Annotated in this window: 23 protein-coding genes; 11 read left to right on the plus strand and 12 right to left on the minus strand. The window is 71.1% G+C overall.

Annotated elements, in window-relative coordinates:
* Positions 1–61: 61 nt before the first annotated feature.
* Positions 62–1,228 carry an aminofutalosine synthase MqnE gene (mqnE, locus tag ACH4K4_RS21035; protein WP_360125023.1) on the minus strand — a complete coding sequence of 389 codons (1,167 nt, stop codon included), beginning with the start codon at positions 1,226–1,228 and terminating at the stop codon, positions 62–64.
* Positions 1,229–1,365: 137 nt separating this feature from the next.
* Complete coding sequence (locus ACH4K4_RS21040; protein WP_003986103.1) at positions 1,366–1,821, minus strand: Lrp/AsnC family transcriptional regulator; 456 nt, start codon at positions 1,819–1,821, stop codon at positions 1,366–1,368.
* Between the two features lie 130 nt (positions 1,822–1,951).
* Here ACH4K4_RS21040 and ACH4K4_RS21045 point away from each other — a divergent pair, with 130 nt between their 5' ends.
* On the plus strand, positions 1,952–2,089 hold the full coding sequence (locus ACH4K4_RS21045) for a hypothetical protein (RefSeq protein ID WP_398169096.1): 138 nt from the start codon (positions 1,952–1,954) through the stop codon (positions 2,087–2,089).
* Here ACH4K4_RS21045 and ACH4K4_RS21050 read toward each other — a convergent pair.
* Positions 2,086–2,757 (minus strand): UbiX family flavin prenyltransferase, encoded by a 672-nt coding sequence (locus ACH4K4_RS21050; protein ID WP_398169214.1) that lies wholly within the window; start codon positions 2,755–2,757, stop codon positions 2,086–2,088. The genes ACH4K4_RS21045 and ACH4K4_RS21050 overlap by 4 nt on opposite strands.
* A gap of 165 nt (positions 2,758–2,922) precedes the next feature.
* Between ACH4K4_RS21050 and ACH4K4_RS21055 the strand changes: the two genes are divergently transcribed.
* Together ACH4K4_RS21055 and ACH4K4_RS21060 are read left to right on the plus strand one after the other, a co-directional pair.
* A complete protein-coding gene (locus ACH4K4_RS21055) occupies positions 2,923–3,528 on the plus strand; it encodes a rhomboid family intramembrane serine protease (protein WP_398169098.1) in 606 nt (201 codons plus the stop codon).
* Positions 3,529–3,597: 69 nt separating this feature from the next.
* Positions 3,598–4,362: a DUF4870 domain-containing protein gene (locus ACH4K4_RS21060; protein WP_398169099.1), complete on the plus strand. Its 765-nt coding sequence runs from the start codon at positions 3,598–3,600 to the stop codon at positions 4,360–4,362.
* Between the two features lie 70 nt (positions 4,363–4,432).
* Here ACH4K4_RS21060 and mqnP read toward each other — a convergent pair whose 3' ends face one another.
* Positions 4,433–5,356 (minus strand): menaquinone biosynthesis prenyltransferase MqnP, encoded by a 924-nt coding sequence (gene mqnP / locus ACH4K4_RS21065; RefSeq protein ID WP_398169101.1) that lies wholly within the window; start codon positions 5,354–5,356, stop codon positions 4,433–4,435.
* Between the two features lie 2 nt (positions 5,357–5,358).
* Entirely contained in the window at positions 5,359–6,816 is a 1,458-nt protein-coding gene (locus ACH4K4_RS21070) for a menaquinone biosynthesis decarboxylase (protein ID WP_398169103.1), read from the minus strand.
* Positions 6,817–6,904: 88 nt separating this feature from the next.
* On the opposite strand from ACH4K4_RS21070, the gene ACH4K4_RS21075 reads away from it, so the two are divergent.
* The 4 genes from ACH4K4_RS21075 (at position 6,905) to ACH4K4_RS21090 (ending at position 9,370) form a co-directional block, all read left to right on the plus strand.
* Entirely contained in the window at positions 6,905–7,342 is a 438-nt protein-coding gene (locus ACH4K4_RS21075; RefSeq protein ID WP_398169104.1) for a PLD nuclease N-terminal domain-containing protein, read from the plus strand.
* 154 nt (positions 7,343–7,496) lie between these two features.
* Positions 7,497–7,925, plus strand: coding sequence for a nucleoside deaminase (locus tag ACH4K4_RS21080; protein WP_398169215.1), 429 nt, complete (start codon positions 7,497–7,499; stop codon positions 7,923–7,925).
* Complete coding sequence (locus tag ACH4K4_RS21085) at positions 7,918–8,889, plus strand: isopenicillin N synthase family dioxygenase (protein WP_398169105.1); 972 nt, start codon at positions 7,918–7,920, stop codon at positions 8,887–8,889. Before ACH4K4_RS21080 ends, ACH4K4_RS21085 begins: the two co-directional genes overlap by 8 nt.
* Positions 8,890–8,950: 61 nt before the next feature.
* Entirely contained in the window at positions 8,951–9,370 is a 420-nt protein-coding gene (locus tag ACH4K4_RS21090) for a DUF4291 family protein (RefSeq protein WP_398169106.1), read from the plus strand.
* Positions 9,371–9,403: 33 nt separating this feature from the next.
* On the opposite strand, the gene ccsB is transcribed toward ACH4K4_RS21090, so the two are convergent.
* The 7 genes from ccsB to hemL all read right to left on the minus strand — a co-directional run bounded on the left by ccsB (position 9,404) and on the right by hemL (position 17,133).
* Complete coding sequence (gene ccsB / locus ACH4K4_RS21095; RefSeq protein ID WP_398169107.1) at positions 9,404–10,495, minus strand: c-type cytochrome biogenesis protein CcsB; 1,092 nt, start codon at positions 10,493–10,495, stop codon at positions 9,404–9,406.
* Positions 10,492–12,234, minus strand: a complete 1,743-nt coding sequence (locus ACH4K4_RS21100; protein WP_398169109.1) for a cytochrome c biogenesis protein ResB — start codon at positions 12,232–12,234, stop codon at positions 10,492–10,494. The genes ccsB and ACH4K4_RS21100 overlap by 4 nt, the downstream gene beginning before the upstream one ends.
* A gap of 3 nt (positions 12,235–12,237) precedes the next feature.
* Positions 12,238–13,002 (minus strand): cytochrome c biogenesis CcdA family protein, encoded by a 765-nt coding sequence (locus ACH4K4_RS21105; RefSeq protein WP_398169110.1) that lies wholly within the window; start codon positions 13,000–13,002, stop codon positions 12,238–12,240.
* Between the two features lie 4 nt (positions 13,003–13,006).
* Positions 13,007–13,621 carry a TlpA family protein disulfide reductase gene (locus tag ACH4K4_RS21110; RefSeq protein ID WP_398169111.1) on the minus strand — a complete coding sequence of 205 codons (615 nt, stop codon included), beginning with the start codon at positions 13,619–13,621 and terminating at the stop codon, positions 13,007–13,009.
* A 78-nt stretch (positions 13,622–13,699) separates the two neighbouring features.
* Positions 13,700–14,920: a hypothetical protein gene (locus ACH4K4_RS21115; protein ID WP_398169112.1), complete on the minus strand. Its 1,221-nt coding sequence runs from the start codon at positions 14,918–14,920 to the stop codon at positions 13,700–13,702.
* Positions 14,921–15,106: 186 nt separating this feature from the next.
* Positions 15,107–15,787, minus strand: a complete 681-nt coding sequence (locus ACH4K4_RS21120; protein ID WP_398169113.1) for a histidine phosphatase family protein — start codon at positions 15,785–15,787, stop codon at positions 15,107–15,109.
* Between the two features lie 38 nt (positions 15,788–15,825).
* Positions 15,826–17,133 (minus strand): glutamate-1-semialdehyde 2,1-aminomutase, encoded by a 1,308-nt coding sequence (hemL, locus tag ACH4K4_RS21125; protein WP_398169115.1) that lies wholly within the window; start codon positions 17,131–17,133, stop codon positions 15,826–15,828.
* Between the two features lie 270 nt (positions 17,134–17,403).
* Here hemL and ACH4K4_RS21130 point away from each other — a divergent pair, with 270 nt between their 5' ends.
* The 4 genes from ACH4K4_RS21130 (at position 17,404) to ACH4K4_RS21145 (ending at position 19,809) form a co-directional block, all read left to right on the plus strand.
* Positions 17,404–17,955: a hypothetical protein gene (locus ACH4K4_RS21130; RefSeq protein ID WP_398169217.1), complete on the plus strand. Its 552-nt coding sequence runs from the start codon at positions 17,404–17,406 to the stop codon at positions 17,953–17,955.
* A 79-nt stretch (positions 17,956–18,034) separates the two neighbouring features.
* Positions 18,035–18,892, plus strand: coding sequence for a serine hydrolase domain-containing protein (locus ACH4K4_RS21135; RefSeq protein WP_398169117.1), 858 nt, complete (start codon positions 18,035–18,037; stop codon positions 18,890–18,892).
* Between the two features lie 123 nt (positions 18,893–19,015).
* Positions 19,016–19,513, plus strand: a complete 498-nt coding sequence (locus ACH4K4_RS21140) for an STAS domain-containing protein (protein ID WP_398169118.1) — start codon at positions 19,016–19,018, stop codon at positions 19,511–19,513.
* A gap of 53 nt (positions 19,514–19,566) precedes the next feature.
* Positions 19,567–19,809, plus strand: coding sequence for a hypothetical protein (locus ACH4K4_RS21145; protein WP_398169120.1), 243 nt, complete (start codon positions 19,567–19,569; stop codon positions 19,807–19,809).
* Position 19,810 lies beyond the last annotated feature (1 nt).

Consider the following 19,810-nt stretch of genomic DNA (forward strand, 5'->3'; position numbering starts at 1 on the left):
GTGGGGACCCTATGCGCCTCGAAACACGCCTGCCCCTGACGTCACACCCGTATCGGCAGCGTCACACCCGCATCGGCTGTGGCGACTCCCGGCGCGCGGCGTCCGGGCCCGGGTACTCCTGGATGATCTCGTAGCGGGTGTTGCGCTCGACCGGCCGGAAGCCCGCGTCGCGGATCAGGTCCAGCAGGTCGTCGCGGGTGAGCTTGTTCGGCGTGCCGTAGTTGTCCGCGTCGTGCGTGATCTTGTACTCGACGACCGAGCCGTCCATGTCGTCGGCGCCGTGCTGGAGCGCGAGCTGCGCGGTCTGCAGGCCGTGCATGACCCAGAAGACCTTCACGTGCGGGACGTTGTCGAACAGCAGCCGGGAGACGGCGAAGGTCTTCAGCGCCTCGGCGCCGGTCGCCATCGTGGTGCGCGCCTGGAGGCGGTTACGGACCTTGCCGTCCTTCATGTCCACGAAGTCGTGCTGGTAGCGGAGCGGGATGAAGACCTGGAAACCGCCGGTCTCGTCCTGGAGCTCGCGCAGGCGCAGCACGTGGTCGACGCGGTGCCGGGGCTCCTCGATGTGCCCGTACAGCATGGTGCTCGGGCCCTTGAGGCCCTTCTCGTGCGCCAGGCGGTGGATGCGCGACCAGTCCTCCCAGTGGGTGTCGTGGTCGACGATGTGCTGCCGGACCTCCCAGTCGAAGATCTCGGCACCGCCGCCGGTCAGCGACTCCAGGCCGGCGTCGATCAGCTCGTCGAGGATCTCGGAGGCGGACAGCCCGGAGATCTTCTCGAAGTGGTGGATCTCGGTGGCGGTGAACGCCTTGAGGGAGACCGTGTCGGGCAGCGCCTCCTTGAGGGCGCTGAGCGAGCGCGGGTAGTAGCGCCACGGCAGGGTCGGGTGCAGGCCGTTGACGATGTGCAGCTCGGTGAGCTTGTCGCCCTCCATCGCCTTGGCGAGGCGGACGGCCTCCTCGATGCGCATCGTGTACGCGTCCTTCTCGCCCGGCTTGCGCTGGAAGGAGCAGTACGCGCACGAGGCGGTGCACACGTTGGTCATGTTCAGGTGGCGGTTGACGTTGAAGTGCACCACGTCGCCGTTCTTGCGGGTGCGCACCTCGTGGGCGAGCCCGCCCAGCCACGCCAGGTCGTCGCACTCGTAGAGGGCGATGCCGTCCTCGCGGGTCAGCCGCTCCCCGGACCGGACCTTGTCCTCCAGCTCGCGCTTGAGACCCACATCCATGGATGCAGTCATCCGGCCGCCTCCCATATCTCTGCCAAAATCGGGCTTCACCGAGCGTACTCCCCCGTAATCCGGCCCGGCCGGGCCCCCATGCCTGTACGGCCGGGAGACCGCCGTACAGGCCCGGAAGCGGCGTCCTACGCGTCCTCGGGCAGCTCGCCGACGCGGTTCTCCCACTTGGTGGACAGCACGATGGTGGTCCGCGTGCGGGAGACGCCCTTGGTCCCCGAGAGCCTGCGGATGGTGCGCTCCAGTCCGTCCACGTCGCTCACCCGCACCTTGAGCATGTACGAGTCGTCGCCCGCGATGAACCAGGCGTCCTCGATCTCCGCGAGGTCGCGCAGCCGCATCGCCACGTCCTCGTGGTCGGCCGCGTCCGACAGGGAGATGCCGACCAGCGCGGTGACGCCCAGGCCCAGGGAGGCCGCGTCGACGGTCGCCCGGTAGCCGGTGATCACCCCGGCCGCCTCCAGGCGGTTGATCCGGTCGGTGACGCTGGGCCCGGACAGGCCCACGAGCCGGCCCAGCTCCGCGTACGAGGCCCTGCCGTTCTCACGCAGTGCCTGGATGAGCTGCCTATCTACGGCATCCATACGCCCCTGACCTTCCATTCGCTCTGCAATCCCGACTTTTACATGTAGAATCTAAGGCAAGCAGGGGATGTGACCCTGCAAACCGTCAATTTCAGCTGATCAAAGACGATCTTTCACAGGAGATGTCACCGTGTACTCGATCGAGATGGCCTACGCCCGCATGCGCGAGCTGCAGGACCTGGCCAATCGTTCACGTGCTCACCGTCCCGCCGCCGCTCCGCAGGCCAAGCGCCGCTTCGGCCGCACCGGCTCCGCCAAGAAGCGCTAACCCTCCTTCTTGAAGCCCGAGCCGAGCTCCCCCGCCCAACGCCGGTAGAGCCGGTGCGGCACTCCCGCCGCGTCCAGCACCCGGCCCGCGACGAAGTCCGCCAGATCCTGGATGTGCGTCGCTCCCGCGTAGAACGCCGGCGAGGCGGGCAGCACGACCGCGCCCGCCTCGTCCAGCGTCACCAGCTGCTTCAATGTCTGCCCGTTCAGCGGCGTCTCGCGCACCGCGACCACCAGCTTCCTGCGCTCCTTGAGCGTCACGCTCGCCACCCGCTGGAGCAGGTCCTTCGACAGCCCGAGCGCCACGCCCGCCACGCACGCCGTGCTCGCCGGCACGATCAGCATCCCCTTGACGGGGTACGAGCCCGACGAAGGGCCCGCCGCGAGGTCGCCGGCCGGCCAGTACCGCACCCGGTCCAGGTCCGCGCCGGTGACCGTGAACGTGTCCTGCTTGCCGTCCGCACCACGGGCGAGCCACTCCCGCAGGTCCTCGCGCCAGTGCGCGTCCCGGAAGGCGATGCCCGTCTCGTCCAGCAGGGTCAGCCGCGAGGCCCGGCTGACGACCAGGTCCACCGCCTCCCCCGCCGCGAGCAGCCCGCGCAGTACGGACGCCGCGTACGGAGTCCCGGACGCACCGGAAACCCCCACCACCCAAGGGCGGCGCGGCATGTCGGCGGACCCGGCGGCAGGCCGGGCGGAGTGCCCGCCGGGCCTTTGGACCCCGGGCCGGCTGGTGTTGTTGTCCTGCGGTTCCACGGCATCGAGCCTATCCGGCGGAACACCGGACCCGGCACGGCCGTTTGACCGGGTGAACGAAGAAGAGGGGGACGCGGGATGAGGACACGAGCGACGACCCGGGCCAGACCGGCCGCCGCGCTGATGCTCGGCTGGATCGCGCTGCTGTGGGTGCTGGAGGCCGCCGACGCCGTCTCGGGCAACGCGCTGGACACCTTCGGCGTCCGGCCGCGCGAGTTGGGCGAGCTGGCCGACGTGCTGCCCGCCGCTTTCGTGCACTTCGGCTTCGACCATCTGGCGGCCAACACGCTGCCGCTGCTGTTCCTCGGCTTCCTCGCCGCGCTCCGCAGCGGACTGCGGCGTTTCGTCGGCGTCGCCCTGCTCATCGCGCTCACCAGCGGCCTGGGCGTCTGGCTGACCGCCCCGGCGGGCAGCAACACGGCCGGCGCCTCGGGCGTCGTCTTCGGCCTCTTCGGCTATCTCCTGGTACGCGGCTTCATCGACCGCAAACCGCTGGACATCGGCCTCGGCGTGCTGGTCGCCGCGGTGTACGGATCGATCCTGTGGGGCGCGCTGCCGACCGGCAACGGCATCAGCTGGCAGGGCCACCTCTTCGGGCTGGCGGGCGGCGTGCTGGCGGCGTTCGCCTTCCGGCAGCGCCCGGCCGCGTCACTGCCCGGCGGCCGGGCCCGGCCGATCCCGTAGTCTCGCTGACCGGTGCCCGCGCAGGGCGCCACCGCAGGACAGACAGCACGACCCTTGGGGGGACCTGGCATGGTCGAATTCCACAAGCCCGAAGAACCACAGCAGCCGCAGGACCCGCAGGCGTCGCAGCAGTCCCCGCAGGGCGGGCAGACGCCACAGCAGCCCGCGCAGCACCCGCAGGCGCCACAGAACCCGCAGGCGCCGCAGACCCCGCCGCCTCCGTACGGCGCCGGTCAGGCACAGCAGCCCCCGCCGCCTCCGCAGGGCGCCTACGGCCAGGCCCCCGGCGCCCAGCCGTACGGCCCCGGCCCCGGCTACGGCGCGGGGTACGGCCCCGGCCAGTACCCCCAGGGCCCCGGCTGGGGCCCCGGATACGCGCAGCCGCCGCGGCCCTCGTCGAACAACAACGCCATGTGGACCCACCTGGGCGCGCTGCTGACCATCACCGTCGGCTCCAGCTTCTGCTGCGGCCTGGGCGGCATCCTCGGCTGGATCGCCCCCATGGCGATCCGCAACAACCAGGAGAACCGCCACGACCCGCTGGTGCGCCACCACGGCACCCAGGCGATGAACCTCGGCATCACGCAGGCCATCGTGGTGGGCGTGGGCGTGGTGCTGTACTTCTTCGCCTTCCTCATCGGCGTCAGCCTGGGGGACGCCCAGGACGGCCGGGTGGCGCTCGCCCTCCCGATCACCATCCTGGTCATCCTGGGGCTGCTCGCGGCGTTCTCGATCACCAGCTTCGTGTTCGCCGTCATCGGCACGGTCAAGGCGAACCGCGGTGAGCTGTGGTCGTACCCGAAGTTCATCGCCTGGCCGATGGTCAAGCCGTAACGGCACAGGCGGTCATGAGAAGAGCGCTCCGGGGCACGTCCCGGAGCGCTCTCGGCGTTCGGAGCCCGTCCTAGACCGTAAGCCCGCGGACGAAGAGGTCCAGCAGCGCGCACACGAACAGCGCGATGCCGATGAATCCGTTGACCTGGAAGAACGCCCGGTTCAGCCGGGAGAGGTCGTGCGGCCGCACGATGGTGTGCTCGTAGAGGAACGCGCCGACGACGATCACCAGGCCGAGCCAGAAGAACACCCCGGCGTGGGTGGCGAGCGCGTACCAGACCAGCAGGGCCGTGGTGACGGCGTGGCAGGCGCGGGCGCCGTGCAGCGCCCCCGGGATGCCGAAGCGGGCCGGTACGGACTTCACGCCGTGCGCCCGGTCGGCCTGCACGTCCTGGCAGGCGAAGATCAGGTCGAAGCCGCCGATCCAGACGCCCACGGCGAGCCCGAGGATCACCGCGTCCCAGGACCAGGACCCCGTCACGGCTATCCACGCGCCGACCGGGCCCATCGCCTGGGCCAGGCCCAGTATCGCGTGCGGGAAGTTCGTGAAGCGCTTCCCGTACGGGTAGACCACCATCGGGATCACGGCGACCGGGGCCAGCGCCAGGCACAGCGGGTTGAGCAGCGCCGCGGCGCCGAGGAAGAACACCACGGCGACCAGCGCGCCGGTCCACGCGGAGCGCACCGACACCGCGCCGGTGACCAGCTCGCGGCCGGCGGTGCGCGGGTTACGGGCGTCGATCTCCCGGTCGATGATGCGGTTGGCGGCCATCGCGAACGTCCGCAGACCCACCATGGCGACGGTGACCAGCAGCAGCTCGACCCAGTGGATGCTGCGGTCCGAGGCGTGCATCGCGGTCAGCGAGGCGATGTAGGCGAAGGGCAGCGCGAAGACCGAGTGCTCGATCATCACGAGCCGCAGGAACGCTTTGATCTTGCCGGGCGGTGCGGGTTCGGGTGCGAAGAGATCCGGTGTCGCTGAATCGGCGCTCATGTCTAGAACCCGTACTCCTTCCAGCGGCGGTCGACCTTCGCCGCCGTCTCCGGGTCCGACTCGACCATGTCCGGCCAGCCGCCGTCCCGGGTGTAGCCCTCCTCGGGCAGCTTCTTCGTCGCGTCGATGCCCGCCTTGCCGCCCCAGAACTGCTGGTACGAGGAGTGGTCGAGGTGGTCGACCGGCCCCTCGACGACGGTCAGGTCCCGCGCGTAGTCCGTGTTGCCGAGGGCCCGCCAGGACACCTCGTGCAGGTTGTGCACGTCGCAGTCGGCGTCGACCACGATGATCAGCTTGGTCAGCGACATCATGTGCGCGCCCCAGACGGCGTGCATGACCTTCTGGGCGTGCTTGGGGTACTTTTTGTCGATCGAGATGATCGCGCAGTTGTGGAAGCCGCCCGACTCGGGCAGGTGGTAGTCCACGATGTCCGGCACGATGATCTTCAGCAGCGGCAGGAAGAACCGCTCCGTGGCCCGGCCCAGCGGGCCGTCCTCCGTCGGCGGCCGGCCGACCACGATCGACTGGAGCAGCGGGCGCTTGCGCATCGTGACGCAGTCGATGGTCAGCGCGGGGAAGTCCTCCTGCGGCGTGTAGAAGCCGGTGTGGTCGCCGAACGGGCCCTCCGGCAGCATCTCGCCGGGCTCCAGCCAGCCCTCCAGCACGACCTCGGCGTTGGCCGGCACCTGGAGCGGCACGGTCTTGCAGTCCACCATCTCGACCCGCTTGCCCTGCACGAAGCCCGCGAAGAGGTACTCGTCGATGTCGCCGGGCAGCGGCGCGGTGGAGGCGTAGGTGACGGCCGGCGGGGCGCCGAAGGCGATCGCGACGGGCAGCTTCTCGCCGCGCTTGGCCGCGACCTGGTAGTGGTTGCGGCTGTCCTTGTGGATCTGCCAGTGCATGCCGATGGTGCGCTTGTCGTGGCGCTGGAGGCGGTACAGGCCCAGGTTCCGCACGCCCGTCTCGGGGTGCTTGGTGTGGGTCAGGCCCAGGTTGAAGAAGGACCCGCCGTCCTTCGGCCAGGTGAACAGCGCGGGCAGCGCGTCGAGGTCCACGTCGTCGCCCCGGAGCACGACCTCCTGGACGGGCGCGCTCTCGCCCTTGACCTTCTTCGGCGGTACGTGGGTCATGTTCGCGAGCTTCCCGAACGCCTCGCGCACGCCGACGAAGCCCTGCGGCAGCTCGGGCTTGAGCAGCCCGGCGATCGAGGCGCTGATGTCGTCGTACGACTTCAGGCCGAGCGCCTTGAGCAGGCGCCGGTCGGTGCCGAAGACGTTCATGGCCAGCGGCATCGACGAGCCCTTGACGTTCTCGAAGAGCAGCGCCGGGCCGCCGGACTTCTGCACCCGGTCGACGATCTCGCCGACTTCCAGGTACGGGTCGACCTCGGCCTTGATCCGCTGGAGGTCGCCTTCACGGTCGAGCGCTCGCAGGAAAGAGCGAAGATCGTCATAAGCCATGCGTTCCAGTATCCGGTACGCACTACCCTGGACGGGTCACCGGGCCCCGCCGGGGCCCGCCCGTCAGCTCTGGGGGGCTGCTTCCGCAATGCTCAGGTATCTGCCGTTCCTCGTGATCCTGGCGCTGTGGATCTACGCGTTCATCGACTGCCTGAACACGCCGGAGAACCAGGTACGGGGCCTGCCGAAGATCGCCTGGGTCTTCATCATCCTGCTGTTCGGCGAGGTGCTGATCGGACCGGTCGCCTGGCTGGTCGCCGGCCGGCCGCGGCGTCAGCACGCCGGCGGCGCGCCGTCACCGTGGCAGCGCGGCGGTCGCGGCCCGGCCCCCAAGTGGGTCGCGCCGGACGACAACCCCGACTTCCTGCGCACGCTCAAGGGCGAGGGCAAGAAGGACGGCGGGGACAAGAAGGACGAGGCGCTGCTCAAGGACTGGGAGGCCGACCTGCGGCGCCGCGAGGAGGAGCTGCGGCGCAAGGAGAACGGCCCGACCGACGGCGAGGGGAACCCGCCCGCGAAGGGCTGACCACCGCCACGCGCCCCGTACGCGCCGGGCGTACGGGCCTCCGCGCTCCCCGCCGCGCGCTGCCGCGTCCGCGCGCCCGCCGATCACGGCCGGTGCGTTGCCGGGCCGCCCCGGAGCGAGGACAGTGGCGGTCGTGAAGGACCACGAGCGGCAGATGCTGGCGACCGCGGTCGCCGAGGCGCGGGCCGGGCTGGCCGAGGGCGGCATTCCGATCGGTGCCGCGCTGTACGGGCCTGACGGCGCCCTCCTCGGGCGCGGCCGCAACCGGCGCGTCCAGGACGGCGACCCGTCCGCGCACGCGGAGACCTCCGCCTTCCGGGCCGCCGGCCGGCAGCGCGGCTACCGCGGCACGACGATGGTCACCACCCTCTCCCCCTGCTGGTTCTGCTGCGGCCTGGTCCGCCAGTTCGGGATACCGCGGGTACTGATCGGCGAGTCCCGCACCTTCCACGGCGGCCACGACTGGCTGGCCCAGAGCGGCGTGCGGATCGTGCTGCTGGACGACGCGGAGTGCGTGGCCATGATGCGGGAGTTCGTCGCCGCCCGGCCCGAGGTGTGGAACGAGGACATCGGCCGTGACTGAGACCGCGGGACCTCCCGCCTGCCCCGTCCCCACCGTCGACCTCGCCCGCTGGCGGGCCGGCGGCCCCGGCACGCGCCGCGAGACGGCCGCGGTCGTCGACGCCGCGCTGCGCGCCACCGGCTTCCTGCTCGTCACCGGCCACGGCATCGACGCGGACCTGCGCGACCGGGTCCGCGCCACCGCCCGCGCCTTCTTCGCGCTGCCCGCGGCGGAGAAACAGCCGTACGCCACCGAGGTCGGCGGCCGCGGCTGGCTCGGGCCCGGCGCCGAGGCCAACGGCGCCGCCGAGGGCACCGCGACGCCGCCGGACATGAAGGAGTCGCTGTCCTTCGCCTCCGAGGAGCCGACCGGGAACCCGGCCGTCGACGCCGAGTGGTTCCTGCCCAACATCTGGCCCCACCAGGTCCCCGCCCTGCGCACCGACGTCCAGGACCTGCTGACCGGCCTGCGCGCCCTGTCCGACCTCCTGCTCACCCTTCTCGCCGACGCGCTCGGCGCCGAACCGGACCGCTTCACCCGGCACACCGCGCACCCCACCTGGGGCTTCAACATCAACTGGTATCCGGGCACCCGGACCGTGGGCGAGGCCCGGCCGGGCCAGTACCGCATCGGCCCGCACACCGACTTCGGCACCGTCACGGTCCTGGACCGGCAGCAGGGCAAGGGCGGCCTCCAGATCTGGACCGACCCCGCCGGCGGCGGCACCGGCTGGCAGGACGCCCCGTACGTCCCCGGCTCCCTCACCGTCAACGCCGGCGACCTGCTGGCCCGCTGGACCGGCGGCCGCTGGCGCTCCGGCCGCCACCGCGTCCTGCCGCCGCCGGCCGACGCCCCCGCCGAGGAACTGATGTCCCTCGTCTACTTCTACGAATGCGACCCCGGCACCCGCGTCGGCACCCTGGCCGACTCGCACACGTACCTGCGCGGGCGGCTCGCCGCCATCAACGCGCAGAGCGCCCCCTGACGCCGGGCCGCCGCCTAAATCAGTGGCCGCACACGCCGCCGCTCGCACAGACTGACGGCCCATGAACAGCGAGAACACCCAGCTGAACCGATCCGCCGCCCACCCCGAACCGCTGCGCCGCATCCGGGCCGCCCACACCGGTACGACCGTCACCGTCTACCAGGCGTACGCCTGCCTGTCCCACTACGACCCCGCCGTCCACGCCGACCGCGACGCCTGGAAGCGGCAGCTGCGCGAGTCGCCCGCACGCGTCCAGTGGGACCCCGAACGGGACCTGCGCCTCAACCCGCTGCCGTACCGCTCGCTCCAGCTCGGCCTGGCCGGCGAGGCCTCCCGCCGCTACGCCGACGAGTGGACGGTCGCCATCCGCGACGTCACCCCGCTGGCCCACGAGATCCACGCCCTGGTCACCCGCGGCGACCTGGCCGCCGCGACCGCCCTGCTCCCCGAGGAGCGCCCCTACTGCCCGGCCGCCGCGTAGGCGGAAACGGCAGCGCCGTAGGGGCCTGCCGGGTCAGACTCCGGCGTAGGAGTGCAGGCCGGAGAAGAAGTAGTTCACGACGTAGTAGTTGAAGATGTACGTCAGGAAGGCGAACAGGCCCAGGTAGGCGGCCTTGCGGCCCTTCCAGCCCACGGTCGCGCGGGAGTGCAGGTAGGCGGCGTAGGCGACCCAGGTGACAAAGGACCAGATCTCCTTGGAGTCCCAGCCCCAGTAGCGGCCCCACGCCTCGCCGGCCCAGACGGCGCCCGCGATGATCGTGAAGGTCCACAGCGGGAAGATCGAGGCGTTCACCCGGTAGGAGAACTTGTCCAGGCTGGCCGCCGCGGGCAGCCGCTCCATCACCGAGGTGGCGAAGGCGCCGGGCTGCTTGCCGGACGGGTCGGCCAGCTTGCTCTCGTAGCGGTCGCGGAAGAGGTAGAGCAGCGTGGAGACGGCGCCGAGGTACAGGAAGGCGCCGGAGATGATCGCGCAGCTGACGTGGATCCACAGCCAGTACGAGTGCAGCGCCGGGACCAGCTGGGAGCTGTCGGTGTAGAGCCAGGTGACGGCCACGCCCAGGTCCAGCAGGACGGTGGCGGTCAGCAGCAGGCCGATCCAGCGGACGTTCTTCTTCAGGGCGAGAAGGACGAGGTACGCGGCTACCGCGACCATGCCGAAGGTCGTGGAGAACTCGTACATGTTGCCCCAGGGGGCACGCTGCACGGACAGGCCTCGGGTCAGCACCCCGCCGAAGTGGATCAGGAAGGCGAGGGTGGTCAGCGAGATGGCGACCCGGCCGTAGAGGTCGCCCTTCTCCGTACCGCCCGCGGCGCCCGGGCCGTCCGGGACGTCCCGGCTGCCGGCCGCCGCGCGCGTGACGACCTTGGGGCGCTCCAGTACGGCGGTGCCGCCGCCCTGCGCGGCCGCCTCGCCCGCCGCCTTGGCGGGGGCGGGCACCGTGGCGGTCAGGGCCGCGGCGGTGCGGCCGACCTTGCTGCGGCTGCCGAAGGCCCACTCGGCGAGGTGTGCGAGGAAGGCGAGGGTGTAGACGGCCATGGCCGAGTAGATCAGCACGTTGCTGATACTGGCCAGGTTCTCGTTGGTGGCTGCGGCAGCGAGATTCACGCGCGCGCTCCTTCGGAGGGATCGGCAGGATCGGCGGAGTCGGAAGGCTTCGCCACGTCTTCGGGCCCGGCGGGGGCGGGGTCGGGGGTGGGGGAAGGACCGGCGGTCTGCGGCGCGTCCGGTCCCAGCGCCTCCGCGAGGTCCGCCAGTTCCTCCGGCAGGCGGGCGGACTCGCTGCGGCCCAGGCCCGCCAGCTCGACGACGGTGGTGCCGTCGTCGGCGCGGACGGCCCGTACCCACACCCGGCGGCGCTGGATGAACAGCGAGCCGGCCAGGCCCAGCAGCACGGCGATCGCGCCGATCAGCGCGAGGCCGTTGCCGGGCTGGTGGGTGACCTGGAAGGTGGCCCACTGCTTGACGCCGACGAACTTGATGCTGCCGTCGCCGCCCGGCAGCTTCATCGTCTCGCCGGCCCGCATCATCTGGGCGACGGCCTTGCCGCCCTGCTTGTACTGCTTGAGGTTCTTCTTCTGCAGCTGGTACACGCTCTGCGGCAGCCCGGAGTCCGTGCCGAGGTCGCCGTGGTAGGCGGTGAGCGTGAGGCGCGGATTGTCCAGTGCGGGGAACTGGGAGAACATCGAGCCCGAGCCCTCGCCGCCGAACGTCGGCACGAAGAAGCCCGAGAAGCCGAGCTGGTTGCGCTTGCCGTCCTCGGTCTGCGCGTTGGGCACCTTGATCACACCGGTGGAGGTGTAGTTCTTCATGTCCTGCGGCAGGAACGGCACGGCGCCGCTGTAGACCTTCTTGCCGCGGCCGTCGGTGACCTCGACGACCGGCGCGTACCCGTGGGAGAGCAGGAAGACCTTGGAGTCCGCGATCTCCAGCGGGTGGTTCACCTCGATCTTGCCCTGGTGTTCCTTGCCGTCCGCGCCCTGGAAGTACGAGATGTTGGCGCGGAACTCGCGCGGGGTGCCCATCTGGGGGCCGCTGCGTTCGTAGGACGCGTCGAAGCTCTTGAGAGAGAAGCCGAAGGGTTCGAGGTCGTCGGTGTCGTAGAAGGCGCCCGACTTGAAGTTGTCGTACTGGGTGAGGCTGTTGGCGAAGCCGTCGCCCTCGACGACCAGCTTGCCGCCCTCGGACTTCCACAGGCTGCCGACGGCGACCGCCACCAGGATCACGATCAGGGAGATGTGGAAGACGAGGTTGCCGGCCTCGCGCAGGTAGCCCTTCTCGGCGGCGACCGCGTCACCGACCGTGTGGGCGCGGAAGCGGCGCTTCTTCAGCAGGCGCCGGGCGGCGCCGAGCACCTCGTCGGGGTCCCGGTCCGTACGCCACGTGGTGTACGCGGGCAGCCGGGTCAGCCGGCGCGGGGCGCCCGGCGGGCGGCCGCGCAGCTGGCCGACGAACTGCCACGAGCGCGGCACGATGCAGCCGATCAGCGAGATGAACAGCAGCAGGTAGATCGCGGAGAACCACACCGAGCTGTAGACGTGGAACAGGCCCAGCTTGTCGTAGACGGGCGCCAGCGTCGGGTGGTCGCTGCGGAACTGGTCGACCTTGGTCGGGTCGATGCTGGTCTGCGGCACCAGCGAGCCGGGGATGGCGCCGAGCGAGAGCAGGAACAGCAGGATCAGCGCGACCCGCATCGAGGTCAGCTGCCGCCAGAACCACCTGGCCCAGCCCACGGGCCCCAGGGAGGGGAAGGAGATCTCCTCCTGGGGCGTGGTGGAGAGCTGGGAGCCCGCCGCGCCGACTTCGGCGTCGTCGGCGTCGCGGTGGGTGTCGGTATGGGTGGACATCAATCAGATCCCTGGGGTGAAGCTGCTGGTCCAGCTCTGCAGACCGGACATCATGTCGGTCCATACGCCGGTGAGGAGCAGGACGCCGAGCGCGACCATCATGCCGCCACCGAGCCGCATCACCCACACGTAGTGGCGTTTGACCCAGCCGAAGGCGCCGAGCGCCTTGCGGAAGGCGAGCGCGACGAAGATGAACGGCAGGCCCAGTCCCAGACAGTAGGCCACGGTCAGCAGGGCGCCGCGCCCGGCGTTGGCCTGGTCGATGGCGAGCGAGCTGACCGCGGTGAGCGTCGGGCCCAGGCACGGCGTCCAGCCGACGCCGAAGAGCACGCCGAGCACCGGCGCGCCGGCCAGGCCCATGGCGGGCTTCTTGTGGAAGCGCAGCTCGCGCTGGCCGAAGTTCTTCAGGACGCCGGCGAAGGCCAGGCCGAGCAGGACCAGCAGGACGCCGAGGACCCTGTTGAGCAGGGCCTGGTGTTCCTGGAGCTTGCTGCCGAAGAACCCGAAGAGGGCGCCGCCGGAGACGAAGACGGCGGTGAAGCCGAGGACGAAGAGGCCGGCGCCGGCGAACATCCGGCCGCGCTTGGCGTCGGCGAGGTCGGTGCCGGTCACGCCGGTGACGTAGGACATGTAGCCGGGGACGAGCGGCAGCACGCAGGGCGAGAAGAAGGAGACCAGGCCGCCGAGGAGGGCGACGGGCACGGCGAGCAGCAGCGCGCCCGAGGTGATGGCGGAGGCGGGTCCGGTGGCGGCGGCGAGCGCGATCATGTGATCACTTCTCGTCGATCAGCGGCTGCACCATCTTGCGCAGCTCGTCCTCGCCGAGCGGGCCGATCGAGCGGGCCGCGATCTTCCCCTCGCGGTCCACGGCGATGGTGGAGGGGATGGACTGGGGGTTGAGGCTGCCCTTGGGGAAGCGCAGCATCAGCTTGCCGGTCGGGTCGAACAGGCTCGGGTACGGCATCTTGTGCTGGTCCTCGAAGCTGACCGCCTGCGACTGCTGCGAGTCGCGGGTGTTGATGCCGACGAACTGGACGCCCTTGGCCTTGGTCTCGTTCGCGACCTTGGCGAAGTTGGCGGCCTCGGCGATGCACGGGCCGCACCACGATCCCCAGACGTTGAGGACGACGACCTTGCCCTTGTAGGCGGCGACGTCCAGCTTCTCGCCGCGGGTGGTTTCGCCGGAGAGGGCGGGGACGGGCTTGCGGTCCTTCTTCGCGACCGTGGCGACGCCGCCCTCGCCCTGGACGAACTGGGTCTGTTCGGAGCCGCCCGAGGTGCCCTCGCCACAGGCGCTCAGCGTCAGCGCGGCGAGCGCGGCCCCTGCGGCGAGCAGGGTGGTGCGGCGACTACTGGCGAGTCGGCGGGGGACGCGGCAGGCACTCATGTGAAAAGTTTCGCATGAGACTGTTACGGATCTTCCGCGCCCCCCTCGACCGGCCGGTACCGGCCATGTCAGGGCACGTCAGGCGGCTGACAGGAAGGTCTTCCAGCCGCCGGCCGGCTTCTGCCCGACCCGCAGGCCCTGGAGCTTGGCCACGACCTTGGGGTCCTGGGCGTCCAGCCAGTCGGTGAACTGGCGGAAGGAGACCAGGCGCACGTCCTTGCGCTTCTCGTCGGCGATGTGCTTGAGCGCTTCCTCGACGGCGTCCATGTAGATCCCGCCGTTCCACTGCTCGAAGTGGTTGCCGACGAACAGGGGCGCGCGGTTGGTCTCGTAGGCGCGCTCGAAGCCCTTGATGTAGGCGCCGGTGGCTTCCTTGCGCCAGCCCGGGTAGTTGGCCGGCGGGCCCTTCGTGGAGTTCTTCGACTGGTTGGCGAGGATGTTGTAGTCCATGGACAGGACCTCGAACCGGTGGCCGGGGAAAGGTATCTGCTGGAGCGGGAAGTCCCACAGGCCCAGCTTCTTCTTGGGCCACATCTGCAGGCCGCCCGGCGAGCTGGCGTCGTAGCGCCAGCCCAGCTTCTTGGCGGTCGGCAGCAGGTTGTCCTGGCCGAGCAGGCACGGCGTACGGCCGCCGACCAGTTCCTTCTTGTAGTCGAAGGGCAGCGGGTCCAGGTCGGTGAACCCGGTGTTCGTACGCCACTTCGTGACGAAGTCCATGGCCTGGTCGATTTCGGACTGCCACTGGGCCGGGGTCCAGTGCTTGACCGAGGTACGGGCCTCGCCGCAGAAATGCCCGTTGAAGTGCGTGCCGATCTCGTGGCCCTCCAGCCACGCCTCCCGGACGTTCTTCAAGGTGGCCTTGATGTGCTCGTCGGAGAGGTAGCCGATGTCGGAGGCGCCGACCTTGTTGTTCGGCGGGCGGTAGAGGTGCTTTTTCGACTCCGGGAGGCAGTACAGCCCGGAGAGGAAGAAGGTCATGGCCGCGTTGTGGTCCTTGGCCAGCTTGCGGAAGCGCGGGAAGAGGCCGTTGCCGACCTCGCCCGCACCGTCCCACGAGAAGATCACGAACTGCGGCGGGGTCTCGCCGGGCTCCAGGCGGCGCGGCTTCTCCGGCTGGTGGGGCTGCGGCCCCGCGTCGGCCGTGGAGCCGTCGCCGATCGGCTTGGCCTTCGCCTGTACGGCGTTCTTGTCCTGGCCGGAGCCGGACCCCGAGCCGGCGGTGGAGCAGCCGGCGACGCCGAGCGCCGCGGCCGCACCCACCCCCATGCCCAGCAGGTTCCGCCGACTGATCGCGCTCATACCGTCGTCCCCATCCGTACTCGTCACACTCAATATCCGTATAAACGGACATTGCGTAAGAGGGTTTTTCGAACACGGAGGTTCCGGGTTATTGGCGCAAATTGATTATTTTACTCGCTGGTGACCTCACGTCACACCGGCCTCTCGCATCCCTCACACCACATGATGCGAAAAGCCGGTCCGGCGTCACGCTCCGAAGGCCTTGGATTTCCCCGCCTGCGGCTTGGCGCCCGCCCGCAGGTGCGCCGGCACCAGATCGAGCGCCGGCTCGCTGTAGCCCACCGAAACGATCTTGTCGCCGCGGAAGGTGAACGAGGTCAGGGAGGCCAGGGTGCACTGCCGCTTGCGCGGGTCGTGCCACAGCCGCCGCCGCTCGGCGAAGCTGCGCACGACCCAGATCGGCAGCTGGTGGCTGACCGCCACCGCCTCGTGCCCCCGGGCCGCGTCGCGCGCGGCGCCCAGCGCCGCCATCATCCGTACGACCTGCTCCAGGTACGGCTCGCCCCACGACGGCCGGAACGGGTTGGTCAGGTACTTCCAGTTGCCCGGCTTCTTCAGCGCGCCGTCGCCGACCCCGAACGTCTTGCCCTCGAAGACGTTCGCCGCCTCTATCAGCCGCTCGTCGGTGGCCAGGTCGAGGCCGTGCGCCTTGGCGATCGGCGTCGCGGTCTCCTGCGCCCGCTCCAGCGGGGAGGCCACGACGTGCGTGACGTCCCGGCCCGCCAGGTGCTCCGCGACCCGGTCGGCCATGCTCCGGCCCAGCTCGGAGAGGTGGTAGCCGGGCCGCCGCCCGTACAGCACACCCTCGGGGTTGTGCACCTCGCCGTGCCGCATCAGGTGTACGACGGTGATGTCTTCGCTGCTCATGTCACCCATCTTCCGGTCCGCCCGGCCGTCCGTCCGGCTCACGCGGTCGCTTCGGCGGCGGCCCGCGCGGCCGACGGCAGGGCCGCGGCGATCCGCTCGACCGCCCGCTCGTCGTGCGTCGTCGAGACGAACCACGACTCGAAGGCGGACGGCGGCAGGTACACGCCCTGGGAGAGCATCGAGTGGAAGAAGGCGGTGAAGCGGAACGCCTCCTGCGACTTGGCACTGTCGTAGTCGGTCACGTCCCGGTCGGTGAAGAAGACCGAGAACATGTTGCCCGCGACCTGGAGGCGGTGTGCGACGCCCGCCTTCGTGAAGGCGTCGGTGACCAGCGAGCGCACCTCGGCCGAGACCGCGTCGACCTTCTCGTACGCCGCCTCGTCCAGCAGCCGGAGCTGCGCGACGCCCGCGGCCGTGGCGACCGGGTTACCGGACAGGGTGCCCGCCTGGTAGACCGGGCCGGCCGGCGCGAGGTGCGCCATCACGTCGGCGCGCCCGCCGAAGGCCGCGGCCGGGAAGCCGCCGCCCATGACCTTGCCGAAGGTCATCAGGTCGGGCCGGACGCCGTCGATGCCGTACCAGCCGGTGCGGCTGACCCGGAAGCCGGTCATGACCTCGTCGGAGATGTAGAGCGCGCCGTTCTCGGCACACACGTCCTTCAGGCCCTGGTTGAAGCCGGGCAGCGGCGGGACGACGCCCATGTTGCCGGGCGACGCCTCGGTGATCACACAGGCGATCTCGCCGGGGTGCGCCGCGAAGGCGGCCCGTACGGCCTCGATGTCGTTGTACGGCAGCACGATCGTGTCGCCGGCCTGGGCGCCGGTGACGCCGGGCGTGTCCGGCAGCCCGAAGGTCGCCACACCGGAGCCGGCCGCGGCCAGCAGCGCGTCCACGTGCCCGTGGTAGCAGCCGGCGAACTTCACGACCTTGGCGCGGCCGGTGAAGCCGCGCGCCAGCCGGATGGCGGACATGGTCGCCTCGGTGCCGGAGGAGACCAGCCGCACCTGCTCGACGGGGTCGATGCGGTCCACGATCTGCTCGGCCAGCTCCACCTCGCCCTCGCCGGGCGTGCCGAAGGAGGTGCCGCGGGCGACGGCCTCCTGTACGGCGGCGAGTACCTCGGGGTGGGCGTGTCCGAGAATCATCGGGCCCCACGAGCACACGAGGTCGACGTACTCGCGACCGTCGGCGTCGGTGAGGTACGGACCGGTACCGGACACCATGAACCGGGGCGAACCTCCCACGGCGCCGAACGCGCGCACGGGAGAGTTCACCCCGCCCGGCGTCACAACGGCCGCGCGGTCGAAGAGCGTCTGCGAAACTGGGGCTTCATAGGGAAAAGGCACTGTGATCCTGACCTGCACAAACGTAGGAAGGGGCGACGGCCGGCGGCGGCACCCGGGCGGAGCGCGGAACGGAAAACCCTCCGCTCTCGTCCAGGTGTCAGACCCCGCGAGTCTGCAAAACTGGGGCAACGTACGAGTAAGTCACGCAAGCAATGGTCTCAGAGGCGCACGGGGGCGCGCGGCCGGGCGTTTCGCGCGCCGGTGACGGGGGAGGTCTCTGAGACGATGATCGGGTTGCGCGGCTGGGGCTGCGAGTGGTCGGGTGGAGATATGCATCGCGGTGGCGGACTGGGCGAGGGCACCGATGACCGGGGTCCTGAGCGCGACCAGCGGGGCCGCCACCGGCGCGAGGAGACCAAGGGCGGGGGAAGCAGAGGCGGCCGCATGGGGGTGACGTACAAGTACTTCGGCGCGCCGAACGGTGCCACGGCGGCGCGCGTGCCGATCTCGATGCGGCCCGAGGAGCTCGGCGGCGACGAGCTCGGCATGGGCGGCATGTTCACGAAGATCAAGCCGGAGACGATGGCCGCGATGGTCCTCACCGGCATAGAGGGCATACCGCTGCACAAGGTCCCCCCGCTGGAGCTGGTCGTGCTGCATCCCGACTACGCCGTCGTGAAGCTGCCCATGACGGTCGTCGACCCGCTGCGCGGCGTCGGCGAGGAGTCGGTGGGCGCGGCGGCCTTCATCTGGTCCACGGTCCCCGACCGCGGCGGCCCCCGCGACGCCTTCACCGTCTACCAGCTGCTGCACGAGTGGCAGGACTTCTCCCACCGGCTGCACGAGGCCGGGCACCAGGCGTACTGCCTGGTGTGGCCCTGATCCGCGCACTCTCCCCGTACGGGCCTGCCGGCACCCGCGGCCGGCAGGCCGCCGGCGCGGGCTCCAGTAGCGTGCCCGGATGCCCTTACGACCGCGCACCCGCACCGCGATCCTGTCCTCCTCCGCCCCACCCCGGCTGACGCACGGCCACCGGACCGACGCCTACGCCGAGATCGGCTCGCTGACCAAGGTGCTCACCGGCACGGCACTGGACCGCCTGGCGGCCGACGGCGTGCTGGCACCGGACGACCCGGTGGAGCGCTGGCTCGACGCACCCCCCGGCACCGGCATCACCCTGCGCCACCTGGCGGACCACACGTCGGGCCTGCCCAGGCTGCCCCCGGTGCCCCTGCCGCGCCGGGACCCGTACCGCCGCTTCGACGCGGGGGCGCTGCGCTCCCTCGTGAGCCGGCTCGACACGCTCGCCACCGCGGCGCCCGGCGCGTCCGAGGAGTACTCCAACCTCGGCTACGCCGTCCTGGGCGCCGCACTGGTCGCGGCCGCCGGCGAGCCGTACGAGCAGCTCGTACGGCGCCGGGTGCTCGAACCGCTGGGCATCGAGGAGATGACCGCCCGGCCACCCGGGGACCGGCGGCTGACCGGCACCGGCCGGTGGGGCCGGCCGCGGCCCGCGTGGACGATGGACGGCGCGATCCTGCCCGCCGGGGGCTACTGGGCGACGCCGCCCGCCGTCGCGGCGCTGGTCCGCGGGCTGCTGGCCGACGGGGTGTTGGGCCGGCCGGCCCTGACCTGGCGTCAGGACGGGCCGCTGACCTGGCACAACGGCGGGACCCGGGACGCCTCCGTGTTCGCCGGGCTGCACCGGGAGACCGGCGAGTGGGTGGTCGTGCACTGCCTCGACGGCGGTCTGCACGCAGCCGACCGGACCGGGGTACGGCTGCTGATGGGCAAGGAGGCGCCAGCGGGGGGCGGGTGACCCCGCGACAGCTCGACCCGGTGCGCACGCTGTTCGGGCCACGCGGCCGGGGCTACGCTGGAGGACGCAGCCCGAGTCCCCGGCAGCGCGGAGTTCCGTTCCGCTCCGAGGAGGCGCGTTGTGATGGCAGAACCCGGAATCTCGCTCGACATTCCGCGCGCCGGAGCCGTGGGCTCGCGGGCGTCCCAGGCCCGCCACCGTGCCCAGTACGCGCCGTCGGAGTCTCCCGCACCGATCGTGCCACCGCGGCCCGTGCCGGACGGGCAGCCCTGTGCAGAGGATGCCCAGACGGATTTCGCGGTGCTCATCGTGCGCGGCAGGATCGACCTCGCCACCCTGCCGGTCCTGCGTGAACGGCTGCGCCGGCTGTCCCGCGCACCCGGCAGCCTGCTGATCGTCGACCTGTCCGGCGTCACCGCCTGCTGCGCGCTCGCCCTCGGACCGCTCGTCGCCGCTGCCCGGCGCGCCCGCTCCCAGGGGGGCGACCTCAGACTCGTCCAGCCGAGTCCCGCCGTCCTCGCGGCGCTGCGGGACAGCGGGCTGAACCGGCTGCTGCCGGTCTTCCCCGGCCTGGACACCGCAACCGACACCGCGGCCGCCGGCCCGCAGGCCGTGGCCTGACAGGTGCCCGGGACCGGGCGCCTCGACCACCGCGTGACTTGGGGAGGTACGCAGTGTTCCCGTTGCTTCTCGTCTCGATCGTGCTCACGGTCATCGCCGGGTTCGCGAGCCCGCTGTGGTGGGTGGCCTCGGCCGTCCTGGTCTACCTCACCGTGCACTACCACCGGGGCTACCTGCGGTACGACCCGGAGTACCGCGCCTACCGGGAGCGCCGCATCCGCCAGGACCGCTACGACCGGCGCTACCGCAGGGAGCGCGGGCCGCGCGCGGGCCGGTCGGCCGGGGGCGGCAAGTAGG

It is taken from the genome of Streptomyces sp. NPDC017529, assembly GCF_044329785.1.
Classification (GTDB): domain Bacteria; phylum Actinomycetota; class Actinomycetes; order Streptomycetales; family Streptomycetaceae; genus Streptomyces.

What these genes read in the sequence shown, in the direction of transcription:
- ACH4K4_RS21135 (WP_398169117.1), top strand. Translation starts at nt 18,035, where the DNA reads ATGCCCTTACGACCGCGCACCCGCACCGCGATCCTGTCCTCCTCCGCC.
- ACH4K4_RS21110 (WP_398169111.1), bottom strand. Translation starts at nt 13,621, where the DNA reads ATGAGTGCCTGCCGCGTCCCCCGCCGACTCGCCAGTAGTCGCCGCACC.
- ACH4K4_RS21115 (WP_398169112.1), bottom strand. Translation starts at nt 14,920, where the DNA reads ATGAGCGCGATCAGTCGGCGGAACCTGCTGGGCATGGGGGTGGGTGCG.
- ACH4K4_RS21130 (WP_398169217.1), top strand. Translation starts at nt 17,404, where the DNA reads ATGCATCGCGGTGGCGGACTGGGCGAGGGCACCGATGACCGGGGTCCT.
- ACH4K4_RS21075 (WP_398169104.1), top strand. Translation starts at nt 6,905, where the DNA reads ATGCTCAGGTATCTGCCGTTCCTCGTGATCCTGGCGCTGTGGATCTAC.
- ACH4K4_RS21140 (WP_398169118.1), top strand. Translation starts at nt 19,016, where the DNA reads ATGGCAGAACCCGGAATCTCGCTCGACATTCCGCGCGCCGGAGCCGTG.
- mqnE (WP_360125023.1), bottom strand. Translation starts at nt 1,228, where the DNA reads ATGGATGTGGGTCTCAAGCGCGAGCTGGAGGACAAGGTCCGGTCCGGG.
- ACH4K4_RS21050 (WP_398169214.1), bottom strand. Translation starts at nt 2,757, where the DNA reads ATGCCGCGCCGCCCTTGGGTGGTGGGGGTTTCCGGTGCGTCCGGGACT.
- ACH4K4_RS21105 (WP_398169110.1), bottom strand. Translation starts at nt 13,002, where the DNA reads ATGATCGCGCTCGCCGCCGCCACCGGACCCGCCTCCGCCATCACCTCG.
- ACH4K4_RS21080 (WP_398169215.1), top strand. Translation starts at nt 7,497, where the DNA reads ATGCTGGCGACCGCGGTCGCCGAGGCGCGGGCCGGGCTGGCCGAGGGC.
- ACH4K4_RS21055 (WP_398169098.1), top strand. Translation starts at nt 2,923, where the DNA reads ATGAGGACACGAGCGACGACCCGGGCCAGACCGGCCGCCGCGCTGATG.
- ACH4K4_RS21090 (WP_398169106.1), top strand. Translation starts at nt 8,951, where the DNA reads ATGAACAGCGAGAACACCCAGCTGAACCGATCCGCCGCCCACCCCGAA.
- ACH4K4_RS21120 (WP_398169113.1), bottom strand. Translation starts at nt 15,787, where the DNA reads ATGAGCAGCGAAGACATCACCGTCGTACACCTGATGCGGCACGGCGAG.
- ACH4K4_RS21060 (WP_398169099.1), top strand. Translation starts at nt 3,598, where the DNA reads ATGGTCGAATTCCACAAGCCCGAAGAACCACAGCAGCCGCAGGACCCG.
- ACH4K4_RS21040 (WP_003986103.1), bottom strand. Translation starts at nt 1,821, where the DNA reads ATGGATGCCGTAGATAGGCAGCTCATCCAGGCACTGCGTGAGAACGGC.
- ACH4K4_RS21070 (WP_398169103.1), bottom strand. Translation starts at nt 6,816, where the DNA reads ATGGCTTATGACGATCTTCGCTCTTTCCTGCGAGCGCTCGACCGTGAA.
- mqnP (WP_398169101.1), bottom strand. Translation starts at nt 5,356, where the DNA reads ATGAGCGCCGATTCAGCGACACCGGATCTCTTCGCACCCGAACCCGCA.
- ACH4K4_RS21100 (WP_398169109.1), bottom strand. Translation starts at nt 12,234, where the DNA reads ATGTCCACCCATACCGACACCCACCGCGACGCCGACGACGCCGAAGTC.